The following is a 14460-nucleotide window of genomic DNA, read 5'->3' as shown; positions in this document are numbered from 1 at the left end:
GTGCAGCGCACCCGGGCAGGCGCCAGGTGGTCACACCGGCAGCAGCCGCCCCACCAGCGCCTCCAGCTGCCGTACGTTGCGGCACTCGTGCATCTCGACCAGCTCGGCGTACGCCGCTGCGGCCGAGTCGCCGGTGCCCCACTGGGCGCGGGGCTCCGGATTGAGCCAGTACAGGCGGCGGGCGCGCCCGCCGATCCGGCGTACGGCCGGCAGATTCGGGTCGCTCATGTTCGTCCGGCCGTCGCCCAGCACGAAGACGGTCGTGCGCGGCCCGACCGCACCCTCGTACCGCTCCGCGAACTCGCCCAGCGCGACGCCGTAGTCGCTGCTGCCGTGCCAGCCGGTCAGCGTCGCCTCCGCCCGGATGCGGGAGCTCAGGCCCTCGGGGTCGGCCGTGCCGCGCACGAGCAGCCCGGTCACCTCGTCGACCCGGTTGACGAAGGCGAACACCCGCACCTTGCTGAACTGCTCGTGCAGCGCTTGCACCAGCAGCATCGTGAAGTCCGAGAATCCGGACACCGAGCCCGACACATCGCACAGCAGCACCAGCTCGGGGCGGACCGGCCGCCGCCTGCGCAGCACCGGCCGCATCGGCACCCCGCCCGTGGACAGCGAGCCGCGCAGCGTCCGCCGCAGATCGATGGTGCCGCGGGCGGCCCGGCGTCGGCGGGCGGCCAGCCGGGTGGCCAGCTTGCGGGCGAGCGGCTGCACGCTCCGGCGCAGTTCGGCCAGCCGGTCCCGGCCCGCGAACAGGAAGTCGACCCGGTCGGCGCTCGGGGCCACCGCGCGCCGGGCGATCTCGTCGCGGCCGCGCCGCTCCGCCACCCGGCGTCGTGCCTCCGTCGCCACCTGCCCCCGGAAGGCCTCGATCCGCCGCCGGATCTCGTCGTCCAGCAGCCGGTCGGCGAACCCGGAACCACCGCTCTGCCCGCGGACGTCGTCCCGGACGCGCGCGAACAGGGTCTGCGGCCTGATCCGGTCGAGGGCCTGGTACGACGACCAGCCGTCCGAGCCGGGCGAACTCCCGTACCCGCCGAAGCCGTCCACCGCCTCGGCCGCCAGCCGCCCCAGCAGCGCCGAGTCGTCGGCGGCCAGGGCCCGCGCGAGGCGCTCGCGCAACTCCTCCCGGTCCGCGGCACCGGTGGCGGACGGCGCTCCGGTCCTGCTCGGGAAGTAGAGGTCGAAGACCGGGTCGAACACCCGCCGTTGACCTTCCGTGTGCAGCAGCGTCGCGGCCAGGCCCGCCCGCAGCAGCTCGCGGTCGGCCAGGCCCAGGGCGGCCACCGCCTGTGCCGCGTCCACGGTCTCGCCGGTGCCGATGCGCAGACCGTGGTCGCGCAACGCGGCGACGAAGCCCGTCAGCCGGGCCGCCACGTCGTTCGCCGGCCCGGTCATGCCGTCCGCCGGCGCGGTCATACGGCGTCCAGGTCGAGCTTGGCGGCCGCCTTGAGGATGTCGTCCTGGTGCTTGAGGAGCACTCCCAGGCTGGCGCGTACGACGTCCTCGTCGAGGGTGTCGGCACCGAGCGCGAGCAGGGTGTGCGCCCAGTCGACGGTCTCGGCGACCGACGGCACCTTGCGCAGGTCCATCGCGCGCAGCGCGCCGACCACCCGTACCACCGACGCCGTGAGCGCCTCACCCAGCTCCGGGACCTTCTGCCGTACGATCCGCCGCTCCAGTTCCTCCTCGGGGAAGCCGATGTGCAGGAACAGGCAGCGCCGGCGCAGCGCCTCGGACAGCTCGCGGCCGGCGTTGGAGGTGAGCACGACGAACGGGCGGCGGGTCGCCGTGATGGTCCCGAGCTCCGGCACCGTGATCTGGAAGTCGCTGAGCACCTCCAGCAGCAGCCCCTCCACCTCGATGTCGGCCTTGTCGGTCTCGTCGATCAGCAGGACCGTCGGCTCGTCACCGCGGATCGCGCTCAGCAGCGGGCGGGGGAGCAGGAACTCCTCGCTGAAGATGTCCGTGCGCGCCTCGTCCCAGGTCTCGCCGCGTCCGGCGCTGATGCGCAGGAGCTGCTTGGCGTGGTTCCACTCGTACAGCGCGCGTGACTCGTCCACGCCCTCGTAGCACTGGAGCCGGACGAGCCGGGCCTCGGCCACCTGGGCCACGGCCTTGGCGAGCTCCGTCTTGCCGACGCCCGCGGGGCCCTCCACCAGCAGGGGCTTGCCGAGGCGGCCGGCGAGGAAGACGGCGGTCGCCACGGCGGGAGAGGCCAGATAGCCGGTCGCTGCCAGACGGGCGGTGACATCGTCGACGGACGTGAACAACGGGGGCCTCCGGTGGTCGTGGGCGAGCCGGGCTCCGGCCGTCCGTCCAGGCACGTACCGCTTGACTGCCGACTCCGACTGGCCAAGCGCTTGCTCACCCATGCTGTCATCCGCGCCCCGGTGAAGCCAAGGCCGGGCCGCGAGGAGTCCGGCCCCGCCGCTCACTCGCCCCTCACCCGCCGCTGACCAGCACCACCTCCAGGGTGCGCGGGCCGTGCACGCCCTCCACCCGGTCCAGTTCGATGTCGCTGGTCGCGGAGGGGCCGGAGATCCAGGTCAGCGGGCGGGCCGGATCGAGGCGTCCGAGTGCCTGCGGCACGGAGGACACGACCTGGCCGGGGACCCGCACGACGCAGATGTGGTGGTCCGGGATCAGGGTGATCCGGCGGCGGCCCTGCTCAGGACCGCCGTCCAGGACGATCGTGCCGGTCTCGGCGACGGCGACGGCGCAGCCGGTCACCACGCTCTCCACCTCGTCCAGCTCCCGGGGCGTGCTCACGGCCCGGTCGTGGATCCGGGTGGGGTCGGCCGCGGACAACCACTCCGGCGGCAGCCCCGGCGGCACCAGCACGTACCGCGACCCGCGCTCGGCCAGCAGCCTCATGACGAGCACCGGCAGTTCCTCCTCGGTGACGCGGTGCACGATCGCCCGGTAGTCCGCGAGGTTCCGCGCCAGCAGGTCCACCGTCGCCTCGACGCTCAGACCGCCGTGCTCGCGCAGATAGTCGCGTTCCACCGCCCGCTCGTACGGAGTGTCGTCCCGCGGCACGTCGGCGAGCGCCCGCCGTACCCGGCCCAGGATCCGTTCCCTGCTGCTCACTTCGCGCTGTCCTTCCCGCCGTTCGTGCGCTGCCACCAGTCGCGGAACGGTTCCGCGGGCACCGGCGGCAGGTCCCGGGTCGCGCTCCAGGCCCGGCCGGGGCCGGGCAGGGACCGCGGATGCAGCCGCCGGGTGCGGGAGGCCAGGCGCTGCCCGGCGCGCAGGACGCCCGGCCGGCCGAACGCCCAGCGGGCCGCCCGCATCGCCGCCCGTTCGGCGGCATGGCCCTTCGCGGGCTGCAGCACGACCTTGTTGCCGCCGCGCGTCACCTCGCCGCCCTCGGCGACCCGTTCGCGCAGGTGCACCAGCACCTCGGGGATGTCGATGGCCACGGGGCAGACCTCGTAGCAGGCACCGCACAGCGAGGAGGCGTACGGCAGCGAGGCGTCGATCTCGCTCGCGGTGCCCCTGAGCTGGGGGCTGAGGATCGCGCCGATCGGCCCCGGGTAGACCGAGCCGTAGGCGTGGCCGCCGGCCCGCTCGTACACCGGGCAGACGTTGAGGCACGCCGAGCAGCGGATGCAGCGCAGCGCCTGGCGGCCGACCTCGTCGGCGAGGGTGTCGGTGCGGCCGTTGTCCAGCAGCACGAGATGGAAGACGCGCGGCCCGTCCCCGTCGGTGGTGCCGGTCCACGTCGAGGTGTACGGATTCATCCGCTCGGCCGTGGAGGAGCGGGGCAGCGTCTGGAGGAAGACCTCCAGGTCGCGCCAGGTCGGCACGATCTTCTCGATGCCGACCACCGAGATCAGCGTCTCGGGCAGGGTCAGGCACATCCGCCCGTTGCCCTCCGACTCGACGACCACGAGCGTGCCGGTCTCGGCGACCATGAAGTTGGCGCCCGAGATCCCGACCTTGGCGCGCAGGAACTTCTCCCGCAGATGCAGCCGGGCCGCCTCGGCGAGCTCGGCGGGGGTGTCGGTCAGCCCTTCGGGGGCGGGCCTTCCCCACGCGCCCATCTCGCGGGCGAAGATGTCCCGGATCTCGCCCCGGTTGCGGTGGATCGCCGGGACCAGGATGTGCGAGGGCCGGTCCTTGCCCAACTGCACGATCAGCTCGGCGAGATCGGTCTCGTAGGCGCGGATGCCCTCGGCCTCCAGCGCCTCGTTGAGGCCGATCTCCTGGGTGGCCATCGACTTGACCTTGACGACCTCCGACTCGCCGGTCTCCTTGACCAGGCCGGCCACGATCCGGTTGGCCTCCTCGGCGTCGGCGGCCCAGTGGACGGTGCCGCCCGCCGCGGTGACCGCCTCCTCCAACTGCACCAGGTAGCGGTCGAGATGGCGCAGCGTGTGGTCCTTGATCTGCTTGCCCGCCGTGCGCAGCCCGGCCCAGTCGGACACCTCGGCCACTGCATTCGCCCGCTTGGTCCGGATGGTGTGCGTGGCGTGCCGCAGATTCGCGCGCAGCGTCCCGTCGCCGACGGCCTCGCGCGCGGCCACGGGGAAGGCCGGCATTCCCACGAACGTCCCGCTCATACGGCCGGATCCTCCTCGGTGCTCGCCAGGATCTCCGCGAGGTGCACCGGCCGGATGCCGGTGCGCAGCCTGGTCATGGTCCCGCCGATGTGCATCAGACAGGAGTTGTCGGCCGCGCACAGCACCTCGGCGCCGGTTGACTCGGCGTTGCGCACCTTGTCCGCGCCCATCGCGGCCGAGACGTCGGCGTTCTTCACGGCGAAGGTGCCGCCGAACCCGCAGCACTCCTCGGCGCCCGGCAGTTCGACGAGTTCCAGCCCCTTCACGGCGCCCAGCAGCCGCCGGGGGCGGTCGCCCAGGCCCAGGCTGCGCAGCCCGTGGCAGGTCGGGTGGTAGGTCACGGTGTGCGGGTAGCAGGCCCCCACGTCCGTCACCCCGAGCACGTCGACCAGGAACTCCGTCAGCTCGTACGTCTTCGGCACCACCGGCGCCAGCGTGGCGGCGAGGGAGTCCCCGCGCCCCTCGGCCCGCGCCCGCTCGCCCATCCGCGGATAGAGCTCCCGCACCATCGCCCCGCACGACCCCGAGGGGGTCACGATGGCGTCGTACTCACCGAAGACATCGGCGAAGTGCCGGGCCAGCGGCTCCGCCTCGTGCCGGTAGCCGGTGTTGTAGTGCGCCTGCCCGCAGCACGTCTGCGCCGCCGGGAAGTCGACGTCGACGCCCAGTCTGGTCAGGAGCTTCACCACCGCGCGGCCGGTGTCGGGATAGAGCGTGTCGTTGACACAGGTCAGGAACAGTGCGACACGCATCGCGGCTCCTAGTCATGGATCGCATGGATCATCGGGTGAGTGCCGGGCGCCTTCCCCTCCACGCGACGAGCGTAGTGGGGAGGCGCCAACGGGTCGGGGAAGCGGGGGAGTCGGGGAAGCGGGGCGGACCCCGGCTCAGCGTGTGGTGAGCCGGGCCTGGGCCGCGCGCCACACGGCCGTGTCGCCGCGCGGTTCGCAGCGGGTCAGCGGCTGGGTACGGGCCAGCAGCCCCCGCATGTCGGCGAGGTCGCCGACCACCCCGTGGGCCCGGCCCTGCACGAGGACGTTGCCGAGCGCGGCGGCCTCCGCGGGGCCGGCCACCACGGGCAGCCCGCAGGCGTCGGCGGTCAGCTGGCACAGCAGCGCGTTGCGGGTGCCGCCGCCGACGATGTGCACGACGTCGACCGGATGGTCCGCCAGCCGCTGGGCCTCCTCGACGGCCCGGCGGTGGGCGAGGGCGAGCGAGTCGAGGATGCAGCGAGTGGTCTCGGCCCGGGTGCGGGGTACCGGTTCGCCCGCGGCCCGGCAGGCCTCGGCGATCCGCTCCGGCATCCGGCCGGGCGCCAGGAAGACCGCGTCGCCCGCGTCCACCACCGAGCGCAGCGGCGCCGCCTCGGCCGCCTCGCGCAGCAGCACCCCCAGGTCCGGGTCGCCCCAGGCCCGTACGCACTCCTGGAGCAGCCACAGCCCCATGATGTTGCGCAGATAGCGGACCGTGCCGTCCAGCCCCAGCTCGTTGGTGAAGTTGGCGGCCCGGCTCTCCTCGGTCAGCACGGGCGCGTCCAGTTCGAGACCGGCCAGCGACCAGGTGCCGGTGCAGATGTACGCGAACCGCTCGCCCGTCGCGGGCACCGCGGCCACCGCGGACGCCGTGTCGTGCGAGCCGACCGCCGTGACCGGCACCGGACCGCTCAGCCCGGTCTCCTCCAGCACCTCGGGCCGCAGCAGACCCGCCGGGTCGCCGGGCCGGCGCAGCGGCGCGAACAGGCCGAGGTCGACACCCAGCCGGGCGGCGACGTCGTACGACCACTCGCGCGTGCGGGGATCGATGAGCTGGGTCGTCGAGGCGTTGGTCAGCTCGGTGCCCTGCTCGCCGGTGAGCCAGTACGCCAGCAGGTCAGGGACGAGCAACAGGCGCTTGGCGTGGGCGAGTTGGGCCGAATCCAGGGCCGCCGCGAGCTGGTACAGGGTGTTGAAGGGGGCGTACTGGAGTCCGGTGCGCGCGTACAGCTCCGCCGCCGGTACGGTCGCCCAGACCTTCTCCGCGACCCCCTCGGTGCGGGCGTCGCGGTAGTGCACGGGGTTGCCGAGCAGAGCGCCGTCCGCGTCCAGCAGCCCGTAGTCCACCGCCCAGCTGTCGATGCCGACGGAGTCCAGCCGGCCGCCGTGGCCGACCCCGGCCGCCCGCAGCCCCTCCAGCACTCCCGCGTACAGCCCGAGGATGTCCCAGCGCAGCCCCTCGGGCACCCGGACCGGCCGGTTGGGGAAGCGGTGCGCCTCGGACAGTTCCAGGAGGTCCGGGCCCACCCGACCGACCATGACGCGCCCGCTGGACGCGCCGAGGTCGACCGCGGCGTACGACCGCACCGTGGACGGCGTGCCGGGGGCGCTCATCGCAGGAACGCGGCCGCCACACCCGCGTCGACGGGGACGTGCAGTCCGGTGGTGTGGGTCAGGTCGCCGCCGGTGAGCGCGAACACGGCGTTCGCCACGTGCTCGGGAAGCACCTCGCGCTTGAGGATGGTCCGCTGCGCGTAGAACTCGCCCAGCTTCTCCTCCTCCACTCCGTACACGGCCGCCCGCTGGGCACCCCAGCCGGCCGCGAAGATCCCGGAGCCGCGCACGACCCCGTCCGGGTTGACGCCGTTGACCCGGATGCCGTGCTCGCCCAGCTCGGCCGCGAGCAGTCGCACCTGGTGGGCCTGGTCGGCCTTGGTCGCGGAGTAGGCGATGTTGTTCGGACCGGCGAAGACGGCGTTCTTGGAAGCGATGTAGACGATGTCGCCGCCCAGCTCCTGGGCGATCATCACCCGTGCCGTCTCGCGCGAGACCAGGAAGGAGCCGCGGGCCATGATGTCGTGCTGGAGGTCCCAGTCCTTCGCGGTGGTCTCCAGCAGCGGCTTGGACAGCGAGATCCCCGCGTTGTTGACCACCAGGTCGATCCCGCCGAAGGCCAGCAGGGCCGCCTCGACCGCGGCCGCGATCTGCTCCTCCGAGGTGACGTCCACGGTCACCGCCACGGCCTTGTCCGGGCCGCCGAGCTCCTCGGCGACCGCGGCCGCGTTCTCCGCGTTCAGGTCGGCGACCACGACACAGGCGCCCGCGGCGACCAGCCGGTGCGCGACGGCCTTGCCGATGCCGCTGCCCGCGCCGGTGACCAGGGCCACGCGGGTGGCGAGCGGCTTGGGCCTCGGCATCCGCTGGAGCTTGGCCTCCTCCAGCGCCCAGTACTCGATGCGGAACTTCTCCGACTCCTCGATCGGCGCGTACGCCGACACCGCCTCGGCGCCGCGCATCACGTTGATCGCGTTGAGGTAGAACTCGCCGGCCACCCGCGCGGTCTGCTTGTCCTTGCCGAAGGAGAACATGCCGACGCCCGGTACGAGCACGATCGCCGGGTCGGCGCCGCGCATCGCGGGGGAGCCGGGCTCGGCGTGCCGCCGGTAGTAGCCGGCGTACTCCTCGCGGTACCCGGCGTGCAGTTCCTTCAGCCGGGCGACCGCCTCGTCGAGCGGAACGTCGGGCGGCAGGTCCAGGACCAGCGGCCGGACCTTGGTGCGCAGGAAGTGGTCGGGGCAGGAGGTGCCCAGGGCGGCGAGCCGCGGGTGCTCGGCGCGGGCGAGGAAGTCGAGCACGGTGTCGGAGTCGTCGAAGTGCCCGACCTGCGGCCGGTCCTTCGAGGCGACGGCGCGGACGTACGGCGCCAGGGCCGCGGCCCGCTTCCGCCGCTCGGCCCCGGGCAGCGCCCCGTAGCCCTCGATCACCGCGCCGAACGGTTCCGGCCTGCCCCGCTCGGCCAGGAACGCCTCGGCGGTGCGGATGATGTGCAGGGAGTTGCGCTCGCACTCCTCGGACGTGTCCCCCCAGGCGGTGATGCCGTGCCCGCCGAGGACGCAGCCGATCGCCCGCGGGTTGGCCGCCTTGACCGCGGCGATGTCCAGGCCGAGCTGGAAGCCGGGCCGCCGCCAGGGCACCCACACCACCGTGTCGCCGAAGCACTCGGCGGTCAGCTTCTCGCCGTCCGCGGCGCACGCCAGCGCGATCCCCGAGTCGGGGTGCAGATGGTCCACGTGGGCGGCGTCCACGAGCCCGTGCATCGCGGTGTCGATGGAGGGGGCCGCACCGCCCTTGCCGTGCAGGCAGTAGTCGAACGCGGCCACCATCTCGTCCTCGCGCTCGACGCCCGGGTAGACGCCGGCGAGGGCCCGCAGCCGGTCCAGCCGCAGGACGGCGAGACCGTCCCCGGTGAGCGTGCCGAGGTCGCCGCCCGAGCCCTTGACCCACATCAGCTCGACGTCACCACCGGTGACCGGGTCGGTGTCGGAGCCCTTCGCGGAGGTGTTGCCGCCCGCGTAGTTGGTGTTGCGGGGATCGGCGCCGAGCCGATGGGACCGCGCGAGCAGGGCGGCGGCTTCGGGATGAGTGGACATACGGATTCCTTAGATCACGTCGGGTGACGGGCAACGGGCTCTTCAGATCACGTCGGGTGACGGGCAACGGGCTCTTCCGAGCTGACGGGGTGGCCTTCCGGCCGGGGGCTCCCTCGTCGGGAAGCCTTCTGTCGGGCCCCGTGAGGGGCGCGGTGAACTTTCCGGGCCGGGGACGGCCCCTGGTCGGGAGGCCTTCCGGCGGCCCACCCAGGGGTGCGGGGAGCTGCGCGATCGGCCACGACGCACCCGCGCGGGGCCCTCCGGGCGAGTGGGCTTTCCGGGCCGGGGACGGCCCCTGGTCGGGAGGCCTTCCGGCGGCCCACCCAGGGGCGCGGGGACCTGCGCGACCGGCCACGACGCACCCGCGCGGGGGCACCACGCGGAGCGTCTGGCCGCGGGCCGGCGGGGGCTGAGCGCGCGGTTCCCCGCGCCCCTGGGTGGGGGCACCGGGGGGCCGGGACTCAGGGGCCGGGGACCGGCCCCGCGGCCCCGCCCACCGTCAGCCGTCGCGCCCCCGCAGACGACTCACGCACCCCACCCCGCCTGCTCCCCGCCCACCCGCTCCGCGACGATCCGCTCGGCCCAGCCGGACCGGCGGTACGCCGCGATCGGGTCGGGGTCGATCCCGAGTTCCTCGCGCACCTCGCGCAGCAGCGGCCGTACGTCCGTGTTGTACGCGTCCATGAGCACCGCGTTCGCCTCCAGCACGTCACCGGAGCGCTGCGCCGCGGCCAGTGCCTCCCGGTCGACCAGCAGCGCCTTCGCGGTCGCCTCCTGCACGTTCATCACCGAGCGGATGATCGCCGGGATCTTCGCCTCGATGTTGTGGCACTGGTCGAGCATGAAGGCGACGCCGGGCACGAACCCGCCGCCGCGGATGACCTCGTACATGATCCGGAACAGCTGGAAGGGGTCGGCGGCGCCGACCATCAGGTCGTCGTCCGCGTAGAAGCGCGAGTTGAAGTCGAACCCGCCGAGCCTGCCCTCGCGCAGCAGCGTGGCCACGATGAACTCGATGTTGGTGCCCGGCGCGTGGTGGCCGGTGTCCACCACGACCTGCGCCTTCGGGCCGAGCCTGAGGCAGTGGGCGTACGCGGTGCCCCAGTCCGGGACGTCGGTGGTGTAGAAGGCGGGCTCGAAGAACTTGTACTCCAGCAGCATCCGCTGCTCCTCGCCCAGCCGCTCGTACACCTCGGCGAGCCCCTCGGCCAGCCGGTCCTGGCGGCCGCGGATGTCGTCCTGGCCGGGGTAGTTCGTGCCGTCGGCGAACCACAGCTTCAGGTCGCGCGACCCGGTGGCGTCCATGATGTCGACACACTCCAGCAAGTGATCGACAGCCTTTCGGCGCACCGCCGCGTCCGGATGGCAGATGCTGCCCAGCTTGTAGTCGTCGTCCTGGAACGTGTTGGAGTTGATCGCGCCCAGCCGCACCCCGCGGTCCTCGGCGTGCTTGGCCAGGGCGGCGTAGTCGTCGACCTTGTCCCAGGGGATGTGCAGCGCGACGGTCGGGGCGATGCCCGTGAAGGCGTGCACCTGGGCCGCGTCGTCCAGCTTCTCCCGGGGATCGCGGGGCACACCGGGCTGCGCGAACACCTTGAAGCGGGTCCCCGAGTTGCCGTACGCCCACGACGGAGTCTCGACGGCCTGGGTCTTGAGGGCGGCCTTCACCGCGGCGAGATCGGTCACTTCAGGGCTCCTGGGACGTCGTTGGGGGGAACGAGTGCAATGAAACGTTTCAGATGGGGAAGTTATGAGCCCTCCGAACGGGTGTCAACCCCTGCGACCGGGACGCCTCCCCGTAACAAGAACGAGACCTTGTGCTGTCGAAACTTTTTCGACACGGACCCATTGACGCCACATGCCGGATCTGTCTAACGTCCCGGCAATCCAGTTGAAACCTTTCACGACGCTGAGGGGCAGCCCGCCGGCGTCGTCGAGGAGCCCCCAATGACCCACCCGTCCGACACGGGTCCGGCCCCGGTGCTGGCGCTGAAGGACATCACCAAGTCCTTCGGCGCCGTCCGTGCCCTGCGGGACGTCTCACTGACGCTGTTCCCCGGCGAGGTCCACGCCCTCGCCGGCGAGAACGGCGCGGGCAAGTCGACCCTCATCAAGACGCTCGCCGGGGTGCACCGACCGGACGCCGGCCAGGTACTGCTCGACGGTGCGCCCGTCGTCTTCCACGGCCCCGGCGACGCGCGTGACGCCGGTATCGCCGTGATCTACCAGGAGCCCACGCTCTTTCCCGACCTCTCGATCGCCGAGAACATCTTCATGGGCCGTCAGCCCCGGCGCGCCCTCGGCCGGATCGACCACAAGGCCACCCGCGCGGCGACCGCCGCCCTGATGCAGCGCCTGGGCGTCGACCTCGACCCCGACCGCCCGGCCCGCGGCCTGTCCATCGCCGACCAGCAGATCGTCGAGATCGCCAAGGCGCTCTCCTTCGACGCGCGGGTCCTGGTCATGGACGAGCCGACCGCCGCCCTCACCGGCAGCGAGGTCGCCCGCCTCTTCGGCGTCGTACGCACCCTGCGCGACCAGGGCGCCGCCGTCCTGTTCATCTCCCACCGGCTGGAGGAGATCTTCCAGATCTGCCACCGGGTGACCACCCTGCGCGACGGCGCCCTGATCTCCAGCGAACCGCTGGACGGGATGACCGAGGACGACCTCGTCCGGCGCATGGTCGGCCGCGACCTCGACGAGCTCTACCCCAAGCAGGACGTGACACCGGGCGAGGTCGTCCTCGACGTACGCCGTCTGACCCGCGAGGGCGTCTTCACCGACGTCTCCTTCGAGGTGCGGCGCGGCGAGATCGTCGGACTCGCCGGACTGGTCGGAGCCGGCCGCACCGAGGTCGCGCGGGCCGTCTTCGGCATCGACCGCCGGGACGCGGGCGAGGTCGAGGTCGGCGGACGCGCGCTCGCGGGCGGTTCCCCGTCCGCCGCGATGTCCGCCGGGATCGCCCTGGTCCCCGAGGACCGGCGCGCCCAGGGCCTGGTGATGGACATGTCCATCGAGCGGAACATCGGCCTGACCGGACTGCGCACCAGCGTGAAGGCCGGCCTCGTGGACCGGGCCGCCGAGCGCAGCCGCTCCCTCGACTGGGCCGTGAAACTCCAGGTCAAGTACGCCCGGATCGCCGACGCCGTCGCCACCCTGTCCGGCGGCAACCAGCAGAAGGTCGTGCTGGCCAAGTGGCTGGCCACCGGCCCCAGGGTGCTCATCGTCGACGAGCCCACCCGCGGCATCGACGTCGGCACCAAGGCCGAGGTCCACCGGCTGCTGTCGCAGCTGGCCGCCGACGGCGTCGCCGTCCTGATGATCTCCTCCGACCTGCCCGAGATCCTCGGCATGGCCGACCGCGTGCTGGTCATGCACGAAGGCCGGCTCACGGCCGAGATCCCCCGCTCCGAAGCCACCGAGGAGTCCGTGATGGCCGCAGCCACCGGGAGGGCCGCCGCATGACGGTGACCGCACCCAGCCCCGCCCCGGCCGGCGAAGTGTCCAAGTCAGGCGGCACCCGGCTGGTCGACCGCGTCTTCAGGATGCGCGAACTCGCCATCCTGGTCGTCTTCCTGGTGATGATCGCCGTCACCCAGACGGGCAACAGCGAGTTCCTGTCCGAGCAGGGCATCAAGGACCTCCTGCTGAACGCGACCATCCTGGTCCTGGTCGCCACCGGACAGTCCCTGGTGGTCATCACCCGCAACGTCGACCTGTCGGTCGGCTCGACCCTCGGCATCAGCGCCTTCGCCACCGGCATCTACCTCCAGGGCGGCGGAAACCCGGTCGTGGCGGTCGCCCTGGCGATCCTGCTCGGCATCGGCTTCGGCCTGCTCAACGGGCTGCTGGTCAGCCTCGGCCAGGTGCCCGCGCTCGTCGTCACCCTCGGCACGCTGTACATCATCCGCGGCATCGACTCCATCTGGGTCGGCTCCCGCCAGATCACCGCGGCCGACCTGCCCGGCGGATTCGTCGACTTCGGCTCCGGAGGCATCTCCGCGGTGCCCTGGCTGGCCCTGATCGCGCTGGCCGTGCTGGTGGCCACGGCTTACTTCCTCAAGCACTACGGCAGCGGACGCGAGATGTACGCGCTCGGCTCCAACCCCGAGGCCGCCCGGCTCGCCGGCATCCCGGTCCGCAAGCGGATCCTGGCCGCGTACACCTTCTGCGGCGGCCTGGCCGGCCTCGCGGTCGCCCTGTACCTGGCCCGGTTCGGCAACGTCGACTCCGGTACCGGCAACGGCTACGAACTCACCGTCGTCAGCGCGGTCGTCGTCGGCGGCGTGGTCTTCACCGGCGGCTCCGGCAGCGTCTACGGCGCCGCGCTCGGCGCCCTGCTGCTCACCTCGATCAACAGCGTGCTGCCCGCCCTCGGCGTCAGCTCCGTCTGGGTGCTCGCGATCAACGGCATCCTGCTCCTCCTCGCCATCGCGGTCGACCGGATCGTCGCGCTGCGCGTGGCCCAGGCCCTGAAGAAGAGGAACGCCCGCCATGGCTGACTCCGCTCTCGTGCGCGCCGTCCGCTGGGACACGGTCGTCGGCGCCCTGCTCATCGTGGTCCTGCTGTTCTCCTTCGGCTTCGTCGACGGGTTCGGCAACGCCCTCAACCTGTCGTTCCTGATCGGCAACACCCTGCCGATCGCGCTGGTCGCGCTGCCCATGACCCTGCTCGTGGTGGCCGGCGAGATCGACCTCTCGGTGGCGTCCACGGCAGGCCTGTCGGGGGCCGTGATGGGCGCCCTGTGGAACCAGGGCATGACGATCGAGACGATCATCCCGTTGTGCCTGCTGCTCGGCGTGGTCTGCGGGCTCGTCAACGGCCTGCTGGTGACCCGGCTCGGACTGCCCTCCCTCGCCGTCACCATCGGCACCCTCGCCGCCTACCGCGGCATCGCACAGATCGTGCTCGGCTCCGACGCGGTGACCGACTTCCCCACCCAGTACCTGGACTTCGCGGCCGGACGCCTGGGGGACAGCTTCCTCCCGCAGGCCTTCCTGCCCTTCCTGGTCCTGCTCGCGATCGCCGTGGTGGCGCTGCACGCCACCCCGTTCGGACGCTCGCTCTACGCCATCGGCGCCAGCGAGGAGGCGGCCCGTTTCGCCGGCATCCGCGTCCGGCGCCAGAAGCTGATCCTCTTCACGATGACCGGCCTGATGGCGTCCCTCACCGGCATCTTCTGGGCGCTGCACTACGCCAGCGCCCGCTACGACAACGCCACCGGCCTCGAACTGTCCGTCGTGGCCGCCGTACTGCTCGGTGGTATCGACTTCGACGGCGGCAAGGGCACGCTCGGCGGCGCGATCGCGGGCGTCTTCCTGCTCGGCGCCCTCCAGAACGTGATGAGCCTGCTGAACGTCTCGGCACAGTCGCAGATCGTCGTCACCGGCGTCCTGCTCGTCGTCTCCGTGCTCGGCCCCCGGGTCGCGCGGCAGATCTCCGTGGCACGGGCGGGCCGCAGGGCCGCCTCGACCCCGGCGCCGTAACTCCCG

General features: G+C 72.6%; 11 protein-coding genes. 3 read left to right on the top strand and 8 right to left on the bottom strand.

Annotated elements, in window-relative coordinates:
- Positions 1-30: 30 nt before the first annotated feature.
- The 8 genes from ACZ7OY_RS27845 to rhaI form a co-directional block, all read right to left on the bottom strand.
- Positions 31-1395 carry a vWA domain-containing protein gene (locus tag ACZ7OY_RS27845; RefSeq protein ID WP_471914003.1) on the bottom strand — a complete coding sequence of 455 codons (1365 nt, stop codon included), beginning with the start codon at positions 1393-1395 and terminating at the stop codon, positions 31-33.
- 17 nt (positions 1396-1412) lie between these two features.
- Positions 1413-2270, bottom strand: a complete 858-nt coding sequence (locus ACZ7OY_RS27840) for an AAA family ATPase (RefSeq protein WP_471913896.1) — start codon at positions 2268-2270, stop codon at positions 1413-1415.
- A gap of 172 nt (positions 2271-2442) precedes the next feature.
- Positions 2443-3090: a LutC/YkgG family protein gene (locus ACZ7OY_RS27835; protein ID WP_471913895.1), complete on the bottom strand. Its 648-nt coding sequence runs from the start codon at positions 3088-3090 to the stop codon at positions 2443-2445.
- Positions 3087-4565 (bottom strand): LutB/LldF family L-lactate oxidation iron-sulfur protein, encoded by a 1479-nt coding sequence (locus ACZ7OY_RS27830; protein ID WP_471913894.1) that lies wholly within the window; start codon positions 4563-4565, stop codon positions 3087-3089. Before ACZ7OY_RS27830 ends, ACZ7OY_RS27835 begins: the two co-directional genes overlap by 4 nt.
- Complete coding sequence (locus ACZ7OY_RS27825) at positions 4562-5317, bottom strand: (Fe-S)-binding protein (protein WP_471913893.1); 756 nt, start codon at positions 5315-5317, stop codon at positions 4562-4564. The genes ACZ7OY_RS27830 and ACZ7OY_RS27825 overlap by 4 nt, the downstream gene beginning before the upstream one ends.
- A gap of 135 nt (positions 5318-5452) precedes the next feature.
- Positions 5453-6931 carry a rhamnulokinase gene (locus tag ACZ7OY_RS27820; protein ID WP_471913892.1) on the bottom strand — a complete coding sequence of 493 codons (1479 nt, stop codon included), beginning with the start codon at positions 6929-6931 and terminating at the stop codon, positions 5453-5455.
- The gene (locus ACZ7OY_RS27815) at positions 6928-8967 is read right to left on the bottom strand and encodes a bifunctional aldolase/short-chain dehydrogenase (RefSeq protein ID WP_471913891.1); all 2040 of its coding nucleotides are present in this window, start codon (positions 8965-8967) and stop codon (positions 6928-6930) included. The genes ACZ7OY_RS27820 and ACZ7OY_RS27815 overlap by 4 nt, the downstream gene beginning before the upstream one ends.
- Positions 8968-9492: 525 nt before the next feature.
- Complete coding sequence (rhaI, locus tag ACZ7OY_RS27810) at positions 9493-10653, bottom strand: L-rhamnose isomerase (protein ID WP_471913890.1); 1161 nt, start codon at positions 10651-10653, stop codon at positions 9493-9495.
- A gap of 261 nt (positions 10654-10914) precedes the next feature.
- Here rhaI and ACZ7OY_RS27805 point away from each other — a divergent pair, with 261 nt between their 5' ends.
- The 3 genes from ACZ7OY_RS27805 to ACZ7OY_RS27795 are packed head-to-tail and all read left to right on the top strand — an operon-like array spanning position 10915 to position 14454.
- Positions 10915-12432 carry a sugar ABC transporter ATP-binding protein gene (locus tag ACZ7OY_RS27805; protein ID WP_471913889.1) on the top strand — a complete coding sequence of 506 codons (1518 nt, stop codon included), beginning with the start codon at positions 10915-10917 and terminating at the stop codon, positions 12430-12432.
- Complete coding sequence (locus ACZ7OY_RS27800; protein WP_471913888.1) at positions 12429-13469, top strand: ABC transporter permease; 1041 nt, start codon at positions 12429-12431, stop codon at positions 13467-13469. The genes ACZ7OY_RS27805 and ACZ7OY_RS27800 overlap by 4 nt, the downstream gene beginning before the upstream one ends.
- Positions 13462-14454: an ABC transporter permease gene (locus ACZ7OY_RS27795; RefSeq protein ID WP_471913887.1), complete on the top strand. Its 993-nt coding sequence runs from the start codon at positions 13462-13464 to the stop codon at positions 14452-14454. Before ACZ7OY_RS27800 ends, ACZ7OY_RS27795 begins: the two co-directional genes overlap by 8 nt.
- Positions 14455-14460: the final 6 nt, after the last annotated feature.

The organism is Streptomyces sp. NPDC107559, assembly GCF_055657365.1.
The sequence above is the reverse complement of the archived record's forward strand: the minus strand, read 5'-3'. Positions and strand labels throughout refer to the sequence as shown.

Excerpts from the sequence above, each read along its gene's own strand:
- ACZ7OY_RS27820 (WP_471913892.1), bottom strand. The coding sequence starts at position 6,931 with ATGAGCGCCCCCGGCACGCCGTCCACGGTGCGGTCGTACGCCGCGGTC.
- ACZ7OY_RS27825 (WP_471913893.1), bottom strand. The coding sequence starts at position 5,317 with ATGCGTGTCGCACTGTTCCTGACCTGTGTCAACGACACGCTCTATCCC.
- ACZ7OY_RS27815 (WP_471913891.1), bottom strand. The coding sequence starts at position 8,967 with ATGTCCACTCATCCCGAAGCCGCCGCCCTGCTCGCGCGGTCCCATCGG.
- ACZ7OY_RS27830 (WP_471913894.1), bottom strand. The coding sequence starts at position 4,565 with ATGAGCGGGACGTTCGTGGGAATGCCGGCCTTCCCCGTGGCCGCGCGC.
- ACZ7OY_RS27795 (WP_471913887.1), top strand. The coding sequence starts at position 13,462 with ATGGCTGACTCCGCTCTCGTGCGCGCCGTCCGCTGGGACACGGTCGTC.
- ACZ7OY_RS27800 (WP_471913888.1), top strand. The coding sequence starts at position 12,429 with ATGACGGTGACCGCACCCAGCCCCGCCCCGGCCGGCGAAGTGTCCAAG.
- ACZ7OY_RS27845 (WP_471914003.1), bottom strand. The coding sequence starts at position 1,395 with ATGACCGGGCCGGCGAACGACGTGGCGGCCCGGCTGACGGGCTTCGTC.
- ACZ7OY_RS27805 (WP_471913889.1), top strand. The coding sequence starts at position 10,915 with ATGACCCACCCGTCCGACACGGGTCCGGCCCCGGTGCTGGCGCTGAAG.